At 50.2% G+C, this 19,124-nt stretch carries 15 protein-coding genes; 5 read left to right on the top strand and 10 right to left on the bottom strand.

Going from position 1 to position 19,124, the window contains the following annotated elements; all coding sequences use genetic code 11:
• Nucleotides 1-19: 19 nt before the first annotated feature.
• The 9 genes from uvrC to ACJJIC_RS12920 form a co-directional block, all read right to left on the bottom strand.
• Nucleotides 20-1,834, bottom strand: coding sequence for an excinuclease ABC subunit UvrC (gene uvrC / locus ACJJIC_RS12960; RefSeq protein ID WP_444909677.1), 1,815 nt, complete (start codon nt 1,832-1,834; stop codon nt 20-22).
• Nucleotides 1,835-1,873: 39 nt separating this feature from the next.
• Nucleotides 1,874-2,527 carry a response regulator gene (locus ACJJIC_RS12955; protein WP_252085817.1) on the bottom strand — a complete coding sequence of 218 codons (654 nt, stop codon included), beginning with the start codon at nt 2,525-2,527 and terminating at the stop codon, nt 1,874-1,876.
• A 481-nt stretch (nt 2,528-3,008) separates the two neighbouring features.
• On the bottom strand, nt 3,009-4,025 hold the full coding sequence (murB, locus tag ACJJIC_RS12950) for a UDP-N-acetylmuramate dehydrogenase (RefSeq protein WP_445357118.1): 1,017 nt from the start codon (nt 4,023-4,025) through the stop codon (nt 3,009-3,011).
• 10 nt (nt 4,026-4,035) lie between these two features.
• Nucleotides 4,036-4,803, bottom strand: coding sequence for a 3-deoxy-manno-octulosonate cytidylyltransferase (gene kdsB / locus ACJJIC_RS12945; RefSeq protein ID WP_444924997.1), 768 nt, complete (start codon nt 4,801-4,803; stop codon nt 4,036-4,038).
• Nucleotides 4,793-5,827: a tetraacyldisaccharide 4'-kinase gene (gene lpxK / locus ACJJIC_RS12940; protein ID WP_444924996.1), complete on the bottom strand. Its 1,035-nt coding sequence runs from the start codon at nt 5,825-5,827 to the stop codon at nt 4,793-4,795. Before lpxK ends, kdsB begins: the two co-directional genes overlap by 11 nt.
• 8 nt (nt 5,828-5,835) lie before the next feature.
• On the bottom strand, nt 5,836-7,650 hold the full coding sequence (msbA, locus tag ACJJIC_RS12935) for a lipid A export permease/ATP-binding protein MsbA (protein WP_252085812.1): 1,815 nt from the start codon (nt 7,648-7,650) through the stop codon (nt 5,836-5,838).
• A 116-nt stretch (nt 7,651-7,766) separates the two neighbouring features.
• Nucleotides 7,767-8,186: an ExbD/TolR family protein gene (locus ACJJIC_RS12930; RefSeq protein ID WP_252085811.1), complete on the bottom strand. Its 420-nt coding sequence runs from the start codon at nt 8,184-8,186 to the stop codon at nt 7,767-7,769.
• Nucleotides 8,187-8,201: 15 nt separating this feature from the next.
• The gene (locus ACJJIC_RS12925) at nt 8,202-8,825 is read right to left on the bottom strand and encodes a MotA/TolQ/ExbB proton channel family protein (RefSeq protein ID WP_445357117.1); all 624 of its coding nucleotides are present in this window, start codon (nt 8,823-8,825) and stop codon (nt 8,202-8,204) included.
• Between the two features lie 73 nt (nt 8,826-8,898).
• Complete coding sequence (locus tag ACJJIC_RS12920) at nt 8,899-11,472, bottom strand: DNA internalization-related competence protein ComEC/Rec2 (protein WP_445357116.1); 2,574 nt, start codon at nt 11,470-11,472, stop codon at nt 8,899-8,901.
• Between the two features lie 285 nt (nt 11,473-11,757).
• Here ACJJIC_RS12920 and ACJJIC_RS12915 point away from each other — a divergent pair, with 285 nt between their 5' ends.
• Nucleotides 11,758-12,735 (top strand): porin, encoded by a 978-nt coding sequence (locus tag ACJJIC_RS12915; RefSeq protein ID WP_444885053.1) that lies wholly within the window; start codon nt 11,758-11,760, stop codon nt 12,733-12,735.
• A gap of 130 nt (nt 12,736-12,865) precedes the next feature.
• Here ACJJIC_RS12915 and ACJJIC_RS12910 read toward each other — a convergent pair whose 3' ends face one another.
• Nucleotides 12,866-14,350 carry a bifunctional 2-methylcitrate dehydratase/aconitate hydratase gene (locus tag ACJJIC_RS12910; RefSeq protein WP_444924993.1) on the bottom strand — a complete coding sequence of 495 codons (1,485 nt, stop codon included), beginning with the start codon at nt 14,348-14,350 and terminating at the stop codon, nt 12,866-12,868.
• Nucleotides 14,351-14,580: 230 nt separating this feature from the next.
• Here ACJJIC_RS12910 and ACJJIC_RS12905 point away from each other — a divergent pair, with 230 nt between their 5' ends.
• The 4 genes from ACJJIC_RS12905 (at nt 14,581) to ACJJIC_RS12890 (ending at nt 19,102) form a co-directional block, all read left to right on the top strand.
• On the top strand, nt 14,581-15,198 hold the full coding sequence (locus ACJJIC_RS12905; protein ID WP_445357115.1) for a Crp/Fnr family transcriptional regulator: 618 nt from the start codon (nt 14,581-14,583) through the stop codon (nt 15,196-15,198).
• Nucleotides 15,199-15,315: 117 nt separating this feature from the next.
• Nucleotides 15,316-15,876, top strand: a complete 561-nt coding sequence (locus ACJJIC_RS12900) for a cytochrome P460 family protein (protein WP_444885056.1) — start codon at nt 15,316-15,318, stop codon at nt 15,874-15,876.
• Nucleotides 15,877-16,044: 168 nt separating this feature from the next.
• Complete coding sequence (gene trhP / locus ACJJIC_RS12895) at nt 16,045-17,388, top strand: prephenate-dependent tRNA uridine(34) hydroxylase TrhP (RefSeq protein WP_445357114.1); 1,344 nt, start codon at nt 16,045-16,047, stop codon at nt 17,386-17,388.
• Between the two features lie 463 nt (nt 17,389-17,851).
• Nucleotides 17,852-19,102, top strand: a complete 1,251-nt coding sequence (locus tag ACJJIC_RS12890; RefSeq protein WP_444909687.1) for an efflux RND transporter periplasmic adaptor subunit — start codon at nt 17,852-17,854, stop codon at nt 19,100-19,102.
• Nucleotides 19,103-19,124: the final 22 nt, after the last annotated feature.

Raw genomic sequence — 19,124 nt, 5'->3', positions numbered from 1 at the left:
CCGCCTGTGCCCTGCATTTTTACTCGTGATGTAGTGCCGAGTATATATCCTGCGCAAGCTTGCGACTGATGCCATCTACACTAGCAATTTCTGTCACTGTAGCCTTCTTAATTTCCTGAAGACCGCCAAAATGGCGAAGCAATGCGCGTCTACGTGCGGGGCCCACGCCAGCAATACCCTCCAGAGGGGACTCCCTTCGTTTTTTGTCACGCCGCGCGCGGTGCCCGGTAATTGCAAATCGATGGGCCTCATCTCTAACCTGTTGAATCAGGTGCAATGCCGGGGAGTCCGCCGAAAGTACCAGTTCCTGATTACTGGAAACGATATGTAAGGTCTCAAAACCTGCTTTACGGGTAGTGCCCTTGGCCACTCCGATTATCTGAACACCTACAACGCCCAGGCCATTGAGGGTGTCCACCGCCTGACTGACCTGCCCCTTGCCACCGTCAATTAACAGGATATTAGGGAACTTACCCTCACCTCCCGATAGGCGCGTGTAGCGACGCTTAAGTGCCTGCCCCATTGCAGCATAATCATCACCAGCCTGAATGCCATCAATATTAAAGAGACGATAATCTGACTTAACTGGACCGCCTGAATCAAAAACCACACAAGAAGCAACCGTGGCCTCACCCGAGGAGTGGCTGATGTCAAAGCATTCCAGCCGCTCGGGCAACTGTTCCAGTCCAAGCACTTCTTGAAGGGCCTCAAAACGACTAAACAACTTCTGCTGCGCTGCAGTGCGGCTACTTAAATTCTGCTGAGCCGCCTGCTGGGCCATTTCCACCCAGGTAGCGCGCTTGCCTCGCAGTTTATGGGTAACTGAAATGTCTCGCCCTGCCTGAGCACCGAGTGCCTGCTGCAGCGGAACCACATCTTCTATAGATTCCGAGGCTAGAATTTCACGGGGAATTTCTCTTGGACTACCGAGATAAAATTGAGCCACAAAGGCCGAAAGCAATTCAGGGTGGCTTAAGCCCAGTCGCTCACTGGGAAAAAAGCTGCGACTACCAAGAATTCTCCCCTGTCGGATAAAGAGTACATGCACACAGCAGCTACCACCCTCGGTGGCAACACCATGGACATCAACATCCCCTGTATCACCCTCTGCCACTTGATCCGCTTGAAGACGCCGTAGTGCGGATATTTGATCCCTGACGCGCGCGGCCTTTTCAAACTCCAACGCTCTTGAGGCTTCATCCATTTCATCGGCCAGTTCACGAATAATATTATCGCTCTTGCCAGTGAGAAACATTTCTGCGTGGCGTACATCCTGGCGATAATCCTCGGGACTGATGAAGTCTACACAGGGTGCCGTACAGCGCTCAATCTGATATTGCAGGCAGGGCCTGGATCGATTGCGAAACACGCTGTCTTCACAGGAGCGAATACGAAAGGTCTTTTGCAAAAAATTCAGGCTATCACGTACAGAAGAGGCGTTGGGGAAAGGACCAAAATAGCGGCCTTTCTTCCGCTTAGCTCCACGATGGAGTGCTATACGGGGAAAAGTGTCAACACTGGAAAGAAAGATGTAAGGATAGCCCTTATCATCTTTCAGCATCACATTGTAAGGCGGACGCTGGGATTTAATCAGGCTCTGTTCGAGTACTAATGCCTCGGTTTCACTACGAGTAACAGTTACTTCGATGTTGCCGATCTTCTGCACCAGCGCCATGGTCTTGGCTGTGAGCCCAGAGCTGCGAAAATAACTGGCAAGCCGATTGCGTAAATTTTTCGCCTTACCCACATAAAGTATATGGTTACTGGCATCGAACATTTGATAGACGCCAGGCTTACGGGTAACTGTAGAGAGAAAACGCTTGCTATCGAACATCTGACAACCGGTCTTGCCGCTTCAGTAAATACACGGATATTAGAGCGCTGCTTCGGGGTCGAGTATCTGGTACTTGACGGCAAGCAAGGTCAATTCCACATCGCTGTTAATATTCAGCTTTTCAAATATCCGATAACGGTAGCTATTTACGGTTTTAGGGCTGACCGAAAGGGACTTGGCAATCTCGGCAACCTTGGCTCCATTCACAATCATGTCCGCAGTTTGCAACTCACGTTTAGAAAGTTTTTCAAAGGGAGAAAGGTTATCCGATTGACCTGAGACATTGCGCAGAGCCATTTTGGTAGCCATGGAGTTGCTGATAAAAACTCCACCATTCATTACTGTATGAATTGCACGCACCATCTCTTCAAGATCTGCCCCCTTGGTCACATAGCCCATAGCACCAGCTTGCATTAGGCGGCCAGGAAACAGGTCGTCATCCAGGGCGCTAACAGCCACTACTTTGACTTCAGGACAGCGGTTTAACAGCTTGCGGGTCGCCTCCAAGCCACCCATTCCTGGCATTTTTACATCCATCAAGATGACATCAACCGCAGTCTCACGCACGAATTCCAGCGCTTCTTCGCCACAATTCGCATCGCCAACAACTTCAATATCCTCGACGTCACTCAACATGCGCGAAATCCCCATTCGCACAAGGTCGTGATCATCCACCACTAAGACTTTGATCAAGCTATCCCCAACTACGGATAAGTGCAGTGGCTACGCGGCGTACAATCCCCTCGCGCGTGCTCTTGAACTGCGTTCTTCTTTTTACTCACGGAGAAACTACTCCGCGCAGATCCTCCCCAAGAATCCAGTCGCAACATACCAGACAAAAACGCTACTGCAAAGCGCCACCACCGTCTCAAATGTTGTTTAACTGATGTTTAGCCGCAGGATCTTGGCTTGTATATAGCGATTAATTATAACCTAGAAACGTAACAGCTAATCATTCTGCACTCAAGCCGGCCTTTGCCGTATGACTTGAGGAAACGAAAATTCAAGAAATAAAAAAAATTTTTGTACTTTGCAATAGTCAATAGATTTTATATTTCTAACAGCTATAGCAGAATTCTTTATAGAAACCAGTATAAAGTCCTGCCATCAAAACCAGACAGGACTTGGGGCTCGCACTTTGCGAATACTCGAAAGACAGTTTATTTACTGAGTTTTAAGGGTAAAAGCGTGGCTCCGGCTCGAGGGAAACACCAAATTTTGAATGTATATCGGCAGCAATATCCTGAGCAAGCTGTACTAATTCACGGCCTGCTCCCCTACCAGGATTAATCAGCACCAGTGCCTGGCGCTCATGGACTCCAACCGCACTGCGTCGTAAACCACGCCAGCCAGCGCGATCTATTAACCAACCAGCGGCAAGCTTCCAATCCTCGCCGGCCGCGAAAGCAACTAGATCGGGATGCTCTGCTTTTAGACTCTGATAGAGATCCGTATCTACCACCGGGTTTTTGAAAAAACTCCCGGCATTGGGGATCTCAGTAGGCAAAGGCAGTTTGTTACTCCGGATATCAATAACTGCTTGAGCAATCTGAGTAGGTGTCGGGTGCTTTGCATCCCAATTGTGCTGCGAAATATATTGGCGCAGTGCCGGGTAGTCTACGCGCGGCTGCCAGTCTTGTGGCAACTGCAAATTCACCTGGGTAATAATATACTGGTCGCGCAGACGCCCTTTAAAAACACTATCCCGATAGGCAAAACCACAATCGTCTTTAGTAAAATCGTGCAGCTCACCTGTGGCAACTTCCATAGCCTGCAAGCTTGTAAAGCGATCACACAACTCGATACCGTAGGCACCTATATTTTGGATCGGTGCCGCACCAATCTTACCGGGAATCAGTGCAAGATTTTCAAGTCCACCTATGCCACTGGTAACAGTAGCCATAACCAGCTGGTGCCAATTTTCCCCAGCCGCAGCTTCAATAGTATGCCCCTGGCTATTGGGCTCTATTAAAAGTCCTCGCAAGTCGACCTGGATAACAAGACCAGGGAAATCATCGGTCAACACAACATTGCTACCACCCCCCAAGGGTAAGATTGGTAGTTTCTGTGTTCTGGCAAAGGTCAATGCCTCTCGCAGCTGATCCAGGTTTTGCACCCTGGCAAAGTGGGCGCTACGAGCCGAAATTGCCAAGGTGTTGTGGGGCTGCAGGTCAATATCAGTTTCTATCATGCAGGTAACTTTAACCGAGAAGCTCACGCATTCGCTGGAGATCCTGCTCGGTGTCTACACCACCGGGCACCTCCGCGCAGGCAACAGCCACATGAATATTCTCATCGTGATACAAAAAACGCAGCTGCTCTAGGGCTTCAAACTGCTCCAGCGGCGCCACTGGCCAAGTAACAAAACTTTGCAGCAGCGCTACACGATAAGCATAGATACCGATATGACGGCGCGGTTCCAACCCCTGCGGCAACTCATTTGCGTGCACAGCAAAGGCATCGCGCGGCCAAGGTATCGGCGCACGGGAGAAATAGCGGGCTAACCCGGATTGTGCAGCAACCACCTTAACAATATTAGGGTTGCAGAAATCCTCCACCGCAAGAATAGGTTCGCACAGTGTAGCCACACCGGCGCGGGTATTTTCCGCAAGGTTAGCGGCTACCTGATTAATTACCTGAGCGGGAATTAAGGGTTCATCCCCCTGTACATTCACCAGAATACGGTCATCGGCTAAACCCAGGTTAACAGCGACTTCCTGTAGGCGGTCAGTGCCCGATGCGTGATCAGCAGAGGTCATACACACCTCACCGCCAAAGCCACGAACTGCCTCCGCTACTCGCATATCGTCGGTGGCAACGATGACCCTCTCTGCATCACTCTCGCAAGCCCTCTCAAAGACATGCTGAACCATGGGTTTGCCGGCAATATCTGCCAAGGGCTTGCCCGGTAAACGACTGGAGCCAAAGCGGGCGGGAATAATGACATCAAATGAGTGTTTATTTTTCATCTTTGGAGAACTGTTGCAGGTGCTGGTGCACCTTCTGATAAAAAAGATCTGGCAACTTGGCACGCACTTCCAGCGCCCACCAGTGACTCTCCCAGAAATCGCGACACTTCACCGCGTCTTTCATCGTCATAATCACTGGTGTCTCGCCATCGAAATGCAGCTCCTGGGGGCTGAACTGGTGATGATCCGCAAAGGGCTGCTCCATCACCTTGTAGCCCATACGTTGCAGTGCGCGGAAAAAACGTTTGGGGTTTCCTATCGCTGCCACCCCATGGCAGGGGCCTGGCTCAGGGCCTGAGGTCAGGCGCAGCGTAGAGGTCTGATCAAGGTTAAACTGGTGCCAGCAGGCAGGCTCCAGAGTCATCTGGTATTCCAGTAGCGCGCCGCACTGCTGTTTCACACTGGCTTCAGGCTCGCCATTACTCACCACCAAATCGACACTCTGTAAACGACTAACGGGTTCCCGCAAAGGGCCACGAGGGAGCATATGCCCATTACCGAGACCGCGACTGCCATCCACCACGCAGATTTCAAAGCTTCGCCAGAGGCTGTAATGCTGTAAACCATCATCAGAGAGGATCACATCACACTGGTGGTAATCAACTAACGCCCTCGCCGCTTCGCTGCGATTGGGGGAAACCATCACCGGTACCCCGGTGATCAAATGCAACATCAGCGGCTCATCACCGGATTCCAGAGGGTGAGACTGAGCAGTTACCTGGTAGGGATATTGCTCTGCACGACCGCCATAGCCACGGCTAACAATCCCGGGATTTTTACCCCTCTCTTTTAGCCAGCGAGCCAACTCTGCCACCAATGGCGTCTTACCGGCACCACCGACGGTGATATTGCCTACAACAATAACAGGTACCGATAGTGGTTCCGGTGGGGTGCGGGAACTGATCACCCTGCGCCGATTACTCACTCCGCTATAGAGCAACTCCAAAGGCGTAAGCAGAGATAAGGCAGGGCTTGTACCGTCTTTCTTGTACCAGCGCTTGTTGAACCAGTCTTCCAGTGACATCCAGTGCCCTAACCCATTGTCTGCTGTTGTAATAATGTGGCATAGCGCCCACCGCGGGCGAGCAGTTCGCTGTGCTTGCCGCTCTCTACGATACGCCCTTTCTCCATAACCAGGATTCGATCGGCACTTTCAATCGTACTGAGACGGTGGGCTATCACAAAGGTGGTGCGATTTTTCATAACTTCTGTCAGAGCCGACTGGATATGGCGCTCTGATTCATTGTCCAGTGCTGAAGTTGCCTCATCGAGAATCAATACCGGTGCATCTTTTAATAGCGCCCGCGCAATAGACAATCGCTGTCTTTGGCCACCGGAAAGCATCTGGGCATTGTCTCCCAATACAGTTTCCAAACCTTGAGGTAGCTCCTCAATAAAGTTAGCCGCATGCGCCAACTCGATAGCCCGCAAGACATTCTCTTTCGGTGCCCCTTCCAAATCGCCATAGGCGATGTTGCGATAGACGCTGTCGTTAAATAGGACGATATTTTGGGACACCATGCTGATATGTCGGCGTAAATCTTGTAGGGGAACCGTTGAAATATCGACTCCATCAAGAAGGATGCGCCCGCCAGTAGGCTCGTAAAAACGCGCCAGCAGACTGGCAAGCGTTGTTTTACCGGAACCCGACGCCCCTACCAGCGCAACTGTTTCGCCCGGTTCCACCGAGAAGCTAATATTCGACAGCACCTGGGGAGCGGCCTCATCGTAACTAAAATCGAGAGACTCAAAGGTAACCGCACCACGCACCGGCTTGGGCAACACCTCGCGGCCGCCCTCTGGCTCACTGGGGGTATCCATTACTTCAAAAATACTTTCCGCGGCGGCAATTCCCTTCTGAATATCTGCAAAAACTTCTGAAAGGCTGCGAACAGGCTTGGCCAGAGAAGCTGCGGCACCAATATAAGCGGCAAAGACCCCCGCGGTCATGGATTCCACCATACCCGGAGCCAGGGCAAACCACACAATAGTTGCAGTAGATAGGCCAACCAGAATCTGAATCACCGACACGCTGGCATTGTTGGCCACCACCAGCTTCATAAATTGTCGGCGGTTATTGTCACTGGCAGATTCAAAACGTGAATTCTCATATTCTTGGCCACCATACATCCGTACTACTTGATAGCCATTAATCGCCTCCTGGGTAACATGAGTGACATCACCCATGGAGTTTTGGATGCGATGGCTCAGTTTACGGAATCGTTTGCCCACCGTACGCACGATTAGAGCAATCAAGGGGGCAAAAAGGAAAAAGGTCAATGTCAGCTTCCAGTTCACCAACAACAAGTAAGCCAGCAGCGCAACGGTAGTAAAAGTCTCGCGAAATAAAACCTTAACCGCCTTGGTAATGGAATTGGTAACCTGCTCAACATTGTATGAGACTTTGGAAATCAGGTAGGCACCCGTGTAACGATCAAAATAGGCACTAGGCAGCTGGCCAATCTTCTCAAACAACTGCGAGCGCAACTGGTGAATAATTGCGCGCCCCACATAGGCGAGACCATAACTGCCAACAAAGTTACCAATCGCACGCAGCAGAATAATGATGAGCATGGCCAGAGGTACCAGCCAACGCGCAGTCTCCTGTGGCATTACCCCATCGGGATAATAGGAGGCTACGTATTTCGAGAGAAAACCTCTGCTTTCTTGGATGCCAGCGCCCACCGCATCTAACAGCAGCTCCGTAACGGCAATTAAGCTGACGCCCATGGTGGAAAACAGGAAAAATCCCAGCACTGCAACAGCAAAAATCGCTAGGTGCGGCCGAGCGTACGCGAGTAAACGACGATAGGTGTGCGCCCCGTGCTGTGGTTTACGGGGGGGCATGGTTACTTTCTTCATACAGACCAATGACTGGACTCGCCCCAACCCCGTAGGCAGTGGGGCGAGTACGCTCGCAAGGCTAATCGTCCATCCCTGGCATTAAAGCAAAGCCCAGCGCGCTAGTTCTCTTCTGGTTGCCGTGTAGTAATGCTTAGGTTGACAAAGCCTAGCTGTCCAGCGGCATCCATTGCCCGCACCACAGCCTGATGGTGAGCTGTAGCGTCGGCGGTTATCACAAGCGGGCGATTGTACTCGCCTGCAGAAACTTCCGACAGCGCAGATTTCAAAGTGGTCAACTTTTTGTTGATCAACCCCTGGCCATTTACCGAATAAGAACCATCGGCACTGATCAGAATTTCAACAGAACGAGGCTGCTCTTCTGCCTGAGGCCCAGCGGCCTCGGGCAAATTTAACTTCAAATGGCTCTCTTTGGTGAATGTGGTCGACACCATAAAGAAAATCAGCAGAAGAAAGACCACATCGATTAATGGCGTAAGGTTTACCCCATCCTGCTCTTTGGTTTGGCGGCGAAATTGCATCGATTGCTACCTCACTCAGGCCGCTTTTTCAATTTTGCGGTCACTGTGTAAGGCATCCACCAGCTTCACGGCTTCCTGTTCCATGGTTACCACAATAGTATCCACTCGGCGCTGGAAGTATCTGTGCGCCATTAGCGCTGGAATCGCCACAGTCAGACCCGCCGCCGTAGTAATCAGAGCCTGGCTGATACCACCGGCCAAAATACCCGCATTGCCGGTGCCCTCCAGCATAATTGCCGTGAAAACCTGGATCATACCGATGACAGTCCCAAGCAAACCGATCAATGGCGCAATCGCGGCGATGGTGCCGAGGGCATTGAGGAAACGCTCCAGCTCGTGTACTACCTGGCTTGCAGTTTCCTCAATACTGTCTCTCATTACTTCACGGCCGTGGCGGGAATTGGAAAGTCCTGCGGCAAAAATTCGTCCGAGTGGGCTGGAATCACGCAGCTCCTTAATTTTCTCACTATTGACCTGGTTGTTTTTTAGCCACCCCCACACTTCTCCAAGTAAAGTGCGCGGTGCAATACGCTGGGGATTCAGCGTCCAAAAACGCTCAATGCTGATAGCAATAACAGCAACGGAACACAACAGGATCGGCAACATCAACCAGCCGCCAGATTTTATTATTTCAAACACTTTTCTTGGCCCTAAACAGCGAGAGGGATTTCAGGAATTTCTTCTGCATCTTAGACGCAGGAGTCGCACTTTATCACAGCTGCTCTCGGCGGCTAAGTCTTCCACTAGGCTCAGCCTCACCATTGTGATCCGCATACCAAAACCGTGACGCTGAACGACCCCAACTTATCACAGGCTCCGAGGTGCCTCTTTGCCAAGAAAGCTCGACAGCTCCACTTTGTGCTGTATTAAAAACTTGTGTATCCATCGCACGATAACGTGCGACTACATTCGCATGGGGATGGCCAAAATGATGACGATAGCCTGCGCTGAATATCACTCGCTCAGGCCTTGCCCAGCTCAGTAAAGTCTGGGATGAAGAAGTCTTAGAACCATGATGAGGCGCCACCAATAAATCTACTGGCTTCTCCATTGGATAAAGCTCCACAAGACGGCGTTCTACGGAGCTTGTAATGTCACCAGTAAGTAAAATACGCACTTGTTGCCATTCAATTAGAGCCACACAACTTTGATCATTTTCCTCTCCATCAATTTTTTTTTGCAGTGGCCATAACCAACGTACAGAGAGCTCACCGAAATAAAGCCTTTCACCCGCGACACAGGAGTCTGCTCGAATATCAAAATCCCCCACCAGTTTTTTTCCCAGTTGCCCTGGAGCATAGAAATTATTGACGGGCAGTGACTGCAATAGCGCCGCCACCCCACCCGCATGATCCCTGTCACCATGGCTGACAACCAATACATCGAGTTCTCTCACCCCGACTCCACTCAAATAAGGAGCAACAATAGCCCCTCCAGCACTCCAACCCGATGACGAGAGAGGTCCGGTGTCAAAGACAAGGCGCGCTTCTTGGGAGCGGACCGAGAGAGCCAAACCCTGGCCAACATCCAAAGCGGTGAAAGTAAGCCCCTGACGACCTGATGTCGAAACAGGCAGCATAGATTGGAGCAAAGGAAGCAGAAACAAGCAGCCCAGATATCGTCCCGGCACACCCCTGGGTAAGATTAATAACAGGGCGCCCAGTGCGGATAAGACAAGCAGGGTTGTGCTTTGAGGCGCTATCAAAGGCTGCCAGGTAGGAACAAAATCCCGGGCATACTTCAGCATTTCCATGAGAAGAGTCAGTTGCCAGTCGGCAAATTTAAAGCACCAGTTTCCAAGGCCAGTCCCTAACAGTAAGGTGCCAAGCATCAAGGCCGGCAGTATTAGCAAACCAAGCCAGGGAATTGCCATCAGGTTCAGCAGCATTCCGCCAGAGCTGTACCCAGAAAAATACACTACCGAGGGTAAAATCAAACCCAGCGCCACCAGCCATTGGCTGCGTAATAATTGTACAAAGGTGGAGAACCAGCGTAAAAACCAAGCTTCAACGTGCCTTTTCATCCCCACATGAGCACTCGTCTCACTTCCCTCCACACCGTTCTTCGTTGTCCTCTCTTGCCTAACAGAGCTACGCCCAGAAAACCCCAAGAGAAGCGCACCCACAGCGGCGAATGACAGCCAAAACCCGGCTCCGAAGAAAGCCAATGGCTGGATAAATAGCACTAATGCCAAAGCGAGAGAAAAAGCCAAGCCAGCGCCTACCCGTCGCCGCCAATGCCAAGCCAGCAACAATACCCAGGTCATCACCAGGGCCCTTTGGGCGGAGAGAGGAGCGCCAGCCAACAAGGTATAGGTTAGAGTGCCAATAAGCGCCAACAACATCGGAATCCACCTGGGACAGGTCCCCATCAATACCCCGAGAGCCCTCGCCAATACCTGCCCCAACAGCAGTAAAAACCCAGCCACCATGCCCACATGCAGGCCCGATATGGCCAAAAGGTGTGCCGTCCCTGTCTGCTTTAACAGGTCACTGTCGGCACGGGAAAGGCCGCTGCGATCCCCTAGTAACAGTGCTGTAACCAGGGCGCTTTGGTTTATCGGTAGCCTTTGAAGCTTCTGCCTAAAAGCATCTCGCAGGGCGGATAGCCCCATGCCCTGGCTCAACCACTGTGGGTCGCCATTTTGTGGGCGCACATACCCCGTTGCATAAACACCCCGCCGTAAGAGCCAGCCCTCATAGTCAAAGGTATGGGGATTTACACTACCGCGTGGACGCTTTAACCGCACCGGTAAATCCCAGTGGCTATTACCTCGCAGCAGCCTTTGCACCTCAACATCTGCGCGGTACCAGGTGAGATAAAGAAGGCTACCTGAATGAACTTCCCCCGGCCCCGCCTCCAGTATTCTCGCCTGGAAGCGTATATCCCGGGTAGCACCCCTCTGTAACGCTGGATTACTCCTGACCTCGGGGAGGGATACAACCTCAACCCTTAGGCATTGATCAATGCCATGAGCCGATTCAGGTAAACGCTGCTCAAGCGCGGCTTTATTGCTCGATAAAGCCCAGAGAGCACCGAGCAACGAGATGACAAGTAATAGGCAGAGAGCGCGTGTTTGAGGGAGGGAAACCAACAATAGGAAGGCAATAATATATACCCACAGTACTCCCCCTATTTCTGGTAGAGACGGCAACAAACCAATAGCAGCAACTGATAGAGAGAAGACCCAAAGGGCCAGCGTAGGGCTCCATAGCCACAGAGTAGTCTTAGGGTCCCAATCCACATCCAGCCTGCACTTTTTTTGTACAGGGTTTATGGTTCTCATCCTTGTCCGAAGCCCCGTGATAGCAATAGATCAGAAAATTTGACACCGCACACAAAACAGGCACCATAGAACCAAAACATGTCTATAACCGGCGCGCCATGCCGCATAGTGACTGCCTTAACTGCTATACATGGCACCCGCTGGTCATATTTTTTTAAGAAAAATGCCATGTTTAACATGTTTGTAATATTCAGGTCGCAGAATCCGCACCAAATCGAGGGGCAACCAACAGACTGAACGGAAGGCTTCCCCTCAACCCACAACCATAAACTGTGCGAGACGACTATGAATAAGACCGCTCTCTCTCTGGCCATTGTTGCCATGATCCCGACTCTGGCCAACGCCCAAGAAGAAGGCGATGTCCTCGACTTTTACGGCAAAGCCAATGTTACCTTCCAGTCTGCTGACGAAGGTGACGGCTCTGTAACCGATGTTCAAAGCAACGCTTCCCGCCTGGGCGTTAAGGGTGAGATCGCCCTGACCGACGGCATCAAGGGTATCTACCGTATGGAATACGAAGTAGATATGGACGGCGACGCTGATGACACTTTCTCTCAACGCAATATCTACGCTGGACTGGAAGGCGGCTTCGGTCAGGTAATCGCGGGTAAGTTCGACACCCCGTTGAAAGTTGCCCAGAAGAAAGTTGACCTGTTCAACGACCTGGAAGGCGATATTAAAAGCCTGATCACCAGCAGCGACAACCGCGAAGAAGACGCTCTACAGTACACTACCCCGTCTTTCGCGGGCTTCAAAGCTTCTGCTGCTTATATCAGCAATAAAGATGAGGTAATTGGTTACGAGATCATTGGCCAAAATGATGATGGCAGTGACATCTTAGGCAAAGAAATCAAGCGCAATAATGGCATCTCCACTTCTATTGCTTACGACAACAACGGCGTTTACATGGCCTACGCTTTCGACCAAGACGTGGAAGGCCAGGACGTTGACGTTCAGCGCTTTGTAGCCCAGTACAACATCGGCCCTGTACAGGTTGGTGCCCTGTTTGAAGACCAGGAAAACGCTGACGGTGAAAACGCTGACGGCTGGATGAGCTCTGTAGCTTACAAAATCGAGCAGTGGACTCTGAAAGCACAGTACGGTCAGTCTGACATTAAGAAAGAAGACGGCGAAACTTACAGCCTGGGTGTTGACTACAAGTTCAACAGCGCCGCTAAAGTATTCGGCTTCTACACCGATGAAACAGCTGATGGCGATTACGACCGCAGCTATGCCGGTATCGGTGCTGAATACAAGTTCTAAGAGCGCTTTTAACGACGATCATCCGAATTGGGAAGAGCTGTTTGACCGTCGTATGATTTGAGAGCTTGAATTAGGCGGCCTATGGTCGCCTTTTTTATTGGAAGTTCCAAAGCCGCAATGCGGCAGTCCATCAAATAACCAACTTATCCATAAAAAGATGTACTGGCATTGCCTGTAACTGTTGTTGATCAGCAAATAAAGCTAATATTTTCTCTGCTTGGCCTGAAGGGAAACGTGCAGCCAGATTGGAATGGAATTTCTTCAACAAAAGCGGTATCCCCTCTTTACGGCGTCGACGATGACCAAGCGGGTATTCCACCACTACATTCTCTGTTGCCTTGCCCCCCTTAAAAAAAACCTGCACACCATTCGCAATTGAACGCTTATCCGGATCAAGGTAATCCTTCGAATAGCAGCCATCCTCAACAACGGTAATTTTCCCGCGCAGCTCATCAATTTCCGGATGGGACTGATGGAATTCATCCTCATAAAAACTAGCCTGCAAATCCCCAAATAAAAGAGCCACAGCCACGATATATTGCAGGCAGTGATCGCGGTCCGCCGGATTGGAGAGGGGGCCGGTTTTACTAATAATTCGTATTGCGGATTCGTGAGTAGTCACGACAATTCTCTCTATGTCTTGCACCCTACCCCTTACCAATGGATGTAAAACTATCGCGGCTTCACAGGCTGTTTGGCCATGGAATTCTGCCGGGAAGGAAATCTTGAAAAGGATATTCTCCATTACATAGGAGCCGAATCGACGCGGAAACCGGAACTGCCGCTCCTCCAACGGTTTTATTGCCTGATCAGCATTGGTTTTACTGAAAGCCACGTCATAAAAGCCCCATTGCTTCGCCGTAAGTACGGTTGGTATACCCATCTCACCACGCATGGCCATATCCGCCAGGCGAACTCCCCTTGCCGTGGCATCTCCTGCCGCCCAAGATTTACGCGAACCCGTATTGGGGAAGTGCCTGTAGGCACGCAGGGCGCTACCATCTACCCAGGCCTGGGAAATCGCCGCCAGTAATTCTTCCCTGCCTCCCCCCATCAACCAAGTAGCAATCGCTGTAGAAGCCACGCGAACCAACAATACATGGTCCAAGCCAACGCGGTTAAAGCTGTTTTGTAATGCCAGTACACCTTGGATCTCATAAGCCTTGATCATCGCCTCCATCACCTTTCCCATTGTCAGGGGCTCTTCCCCTGCACTCAGCCGCTTCTGAGAAAGGAAATCGCACACCGCCAAGATAGCGCCCAGATTGTCAGATGGATGCCCCCACTCTTCGGCCAGCCAAGTATCATTGAAATCCAGCCAGCGGATAGTACAGCCTATATCCCAGGCAGCTTTAACCGGATCCATGCAAAATTGGGTACCCGGCACACGAGCCCCATTGGGCACCACCGTCCCCTCAACTAGAGGGCCTAATAGTTTCGTACACTCGGGAAAACGCAGTGAAAGAAAAGCACAGCCCAAGGAATCCATCAGGCAGTAGCGCGCTGTTTGCCAAGCCTCATTGGAATAAACTTCAAAATTGAGAACGTAATCGGCAATATCCTGGATTACCTGATCATAAATTAGATGGCCAGTTTGGTCTGAGTCGGTGCGCATAGCAGAAGGCCTGATGGTACTGTGAAGAAATTAAATAAGCCTAGTAATTTTTTAGCTGTATCTTTCACTTTGTAAATGGATAACAAGATTTGAGCGCTACGACATTGATGGCTTGCTTTTTCGTGTATATTGTCATCCTGTGAATTTCACTAATATTCGACCAAGATTGAAAAGGTAAGAGGGTTTGTGATTAGTCCATACACTCCAACCTCCAATAAGAAAACACTAAATTGCAAACGATAGCGACTAAAACAAAAAGAGTATGCTGTACCACAGAAACAGTGTTATTTCGTCAGGGAGTGGCCTCCCGAAATATTTATTTTATACATGCCGGTTATGTTCTTATCCATAAAGTGGACTTTAATGGCAGCCGGGGACTTGTAGACCTGTATGGGCCAGGCTCCTGGTTTGGCCCAGGTCTTGGCGGAAATTCACAAGAAATAGAAGCAATTGCCAAAATAGGTTGTGAGCTAGAAGTCGCTTTTCCAGAAAATCTCAATGACCTGTTACATTCACTGTCACAAACCCAGCAAGACCTTATAGAGCATCTAGCCAACAGAGAGTCTTTATTACAACAGCGTATATTTCAGCATATAACCGCGCCCCTAGCTGTTAGATTGGCAAGTTTATTATCCCAACTCTTTCATTTTCGGGGCCAACCTTGCGCTCACGGGCATGAAATAGATGTAAAGCTTTCCCAATCTGAGCTAGCGGCTATGGCCGGCGGCAGTAGACAAACCGTTAGCCAACTACTTAGCACCTGGAAACACAAAGGCATTATTGATTACACACGCCAACATATTTGCCTACTAAACAAAGGCGCCCTCGAAGGCTTAGCGCAAGGCTAAATTTGGCTTTAGTGTCAGCTAGCTGACAGTTGATCATCCCTCTCCTCCCTATACTTCCAAACAATGAGGGCTAGACCTAGTCCCCACCTCCATGGAATCAACATAGGAAGAGGCATTATGCGCACAATCTGCTTAGTTACACTGGGAATACTGTTTAGCCTACAGGCCATAGCTCAAGAGAATCTAAAGTCCACTTTCAGTCATTTCGTTGACGCACAGGGAAACATCACATTACCCAAGGATTACCGCCAAGAATGGACATTTCTCGGCTCCTACCAAGTAAAGTCATCCAGTGGCAAGGGCTGGGATACTCACATTGTTTACACTCAACCTGAAGCAGTTAAAGCCTTTCGCAAAAATGGAAAATTCCCGGATGGCGCAGTCCTGGTAAAAGATGTCAACAGCACCAAATCAGAACCATTAACCACAGGCTTGGCTTACTACTCTACTGATCTCCAGTTCACCTTTATGATGGTAAAGGACACAGAAGGGAGATTTCCCAAGAATGAGGCCTGGGCAGAAGGTTGGGGATGGGCTTTATTCAAGCCAGGGGTAGCAAAAAGTGAAACCAAAACCTGGAAGGGCAGCGGGCTTAACAACTGTTTTGGATGCCACTTACCAGCCAAGAATAATGACTGGGTCTATACACAAGGCTATCAACAGGTCCTACAGAACTAAAAAGTAAACAGCAAAAATTAGAGGTTAGAGGTCTTTTATTCGGCTAGAGTAACAGGCATAGATTCCCTCCAGATCAGCTTATCACCCCCACCCCAGCGCTAATTGATTTATATCAATTAGCGCGATCTTGAATGCCGTTAACATGCGGCCGCGTCCGACTATTCCACTATGAGTTTTTCCGTGTTTAAACCTGAGTTACTGTCCCCCGCAGGGACTTTAAAAAATATGCGATATGCGTTTGCCTATGGTGCCGATGCCGTTTATGCAGGCCAGCCCCGCTATAGCTTGCGTGTGCGCAATAATGAATTTAAAAATATTGAAACCCTGCGCCTAGGTATAGAAGAAGCACACCAGCAAGGAAAACAGTTCTATATCGCTTCCAATATCGCCGCCCACAACGATAAAGTTCGCAGTTACCTGCGGGACCTGGAAGAAATTGTTGAAATGGGACCTGACGCCCTGATTATGTCCGACCCAGGCCTGATAATGATGGTAAGGGAGCGTTGGCCTGATCTGCCAGTCCACCTATCCGTACAGGCCAATGCGGTAAACTACGCGACCGTAAAGTTCTGGCATCGCCAGGGGTTATCTCGGGTGATACTTTCTCGAGAACTGTCCCTGGATGAGATTGAGGAAATTCGCCAGAAAGTGCCTGAGATGGAGCTGGAAGTCTTTGTCCACGGTGCACTCTGTATCGCCTATTCCGGGCGCTGCTTGCTATCCGGTTATATGACCCATAGAGATGCCAACCAGGGCGCCTGCACCAACTCCTGCCGCTGGCAATACCAAGCTCATGAAGCCAAAGAGAATGAAGTTGGCGAATTGATTCATGTGCAAAATCAGGAATCTATCCAGCAACCCACCTCCGCCAGTGACAGTACTTCCCAAGCCTTTTTACTACAGGAAGAAGGTCGCCCTGGAGAATATATGCCGGCTTACGAAGATGAGCACGGTACCTACATCATGAACTCCAAAGATCTGCGGGCCGTACAGCACGTCAAGCGCCTCACGGAAATGGGGGTCCACTCTTTAAAAATCGAAGGTCGCACCAAGTCCCACTATTATGTGGCTCGTACTGCTCAGATCTATCGTCGCGCCATAGACGACGCTGCAGCAGGAAAAGACTTCGACATGAAGATGATGGACGAATTGGAAACCCTCTCGAACAGAGGCTACACGGAAGGTTTCTACCGTCGCCATCCACCAGCAGAATACCAGCAATATGAAAAGGGGTTGATATCAACTCCGGGCCAACAGTTCGTAGGCGAGCTTATTGACGGCAGTCCTGAGTATTTGACGATTGATGTTAAAAATCGCTTTGAACGCGGTGATCAATTGGAGTTAATGACTCCCAGAGGTAGCTTGTTCTTCCCCTTGGAGCAAATGGAGAATACGGAAGGCAAAGCGATCGATGTAGCTCCGGGATCCGGGCATATCGTGCAAATACCCCGACCAGAGGGGGTTGATGACGATCAACTTCAACAGGCGCTATTAGTCAAAGCTCTGGGATAACCCTCGTTTTGCAAACATATTTTGTTAAAGGTGTAGTGGTTTAGAAAATCTACCGGATTCACTAAACCACGACACCTTTATTCCCACTACATCTCCGCAATTTTATTTGCGAATCGATCCTCAAAATTCATTGGGTAATCGTTAAACTTCTCAAGTGACTGCCCGCCTCACAATATTCAAACCGTCCTGTATTTCCCCACCATTCACCGCAAGCAACTGGTTCTTGTGCCAATTTTCCTGCATTTTCAGCCTCACCTAAAACCCTTATACAGGCCTGAGTTTTGATCACAAAAATATGCTCGACAGTACTAATTACAAGATAAGAACCCGCCCTCCCTCGGAGTTCCAACAGGAATACACCCGTTTTAAATAGTTATGATTTTCCACCTCTAACTCGCCTCCGCATCAAGGTTTCACAGCAGAAAAGCGTGTAACGATTGCTTAACCAAGGAAATGCCGCAATATGGATATTATTAAACCTAAGAAACGCCCCCTGATTAAGCACCCTTTAATGTTGGGTGGTGCTGCCCTAGCTTTTGTGGCATTTACCAGCACCCTCCTGTTACTTCCTGACAGCGCCTACAAAGTTGAGCGGGAACAGCTGATGCTAGGTACCGTCCAACGGGGAGACCTGCAGGTTGTGGTAGATGGCTACGGTAGGCTGCGTTCAGACAAGCAGACTTTAATTACCGCCCTAACCGCAGCGAATGTTGAAAAAATCATGTTGCGTCCCGGTGCAGAAGTACAAAGTGATAGCGTCATTATGCAACTGAGCAATCCAGAGTTAATGCGCGATCTGGATGCAGCCGAAACCTCCCTAGAACAAGAGGAAGCTAATCTGCGCCGGCTTGTTCTGAACAACCAGCGCGATGTTCTCGCGGAAGAAGCCATACTCGCGGAACTGAATTCCAATTACCAAGTGATCAAGTTGCGCCGCGAAGCTGAGGACGAACTGGTAAAAAGTGGAGTGGTTTCCCAGCTCACCTACCAAACCACCGTCTTACGCCAAGAGCAGATGAAAAAACGTGTGGACCTGCAAAAACAGCGTATCAACCACCTGCGCAAAGTCGCCGTTGAATCAGAGTTAATCCAGCGCGAGCAAATCAACCAAGCCCAGACCCAACTGCAAAGTATCCAACAGCGGACAGATCGTCTCACAGTACGCGCAGGCCTGGACGGCATACTACAACGACTACCAGTAGAGCTGGGGCAAGGTGTCGACCCCGGCCAGGAACTGGCTCTGATCGGCAGCGAGACAGATCTACTCGCCCTGGTTCAAGTCCCACAATCCAAAGCAGAACAACTGGAGGTTGGCCAGCCCGCTGAAATTGATACCCGCAGGGAAAAAGTCGAAGGTGTGGTAACCCGTATTACTCCTGAGGTTCGGGACGGCAATATTGAAGTGGAAATTGCTTTTAGCGCAGGCGCCCCAGAGTCTGCCAGGCCACAGCTCAACGTCGATGCCCGGATCTTCACCGCCACTATGGAAGATACACTGTTCGTCGAGAGACCTATCAATGTACAGAGGCACAGTGAGACCAACCTCTTCCTGATTAACGAAAACGGGGAGGAAGCGGCACTCCAGTCTATCAGCTTCGGTGAGGAATCGGGCCGATATATCCAGATCACCCAAGGCGTCAATGAAGCGGACCGTATCATCCTCTCGGATATGGCCAATTTTAATGAAGCTGAGCATATCCAGATTATTGACTAAAGCCTGAAACCCAAAGCGAGAA

Source organism: Microbulbifer mixtoriginis (SeqCode), from assembly GCF_052468275.1.
The sequence above is the reverse complement of the archived record's forward strand: the minus strand, read 5'-3'. Positions and strand labels throughout refer to the sequence as shown.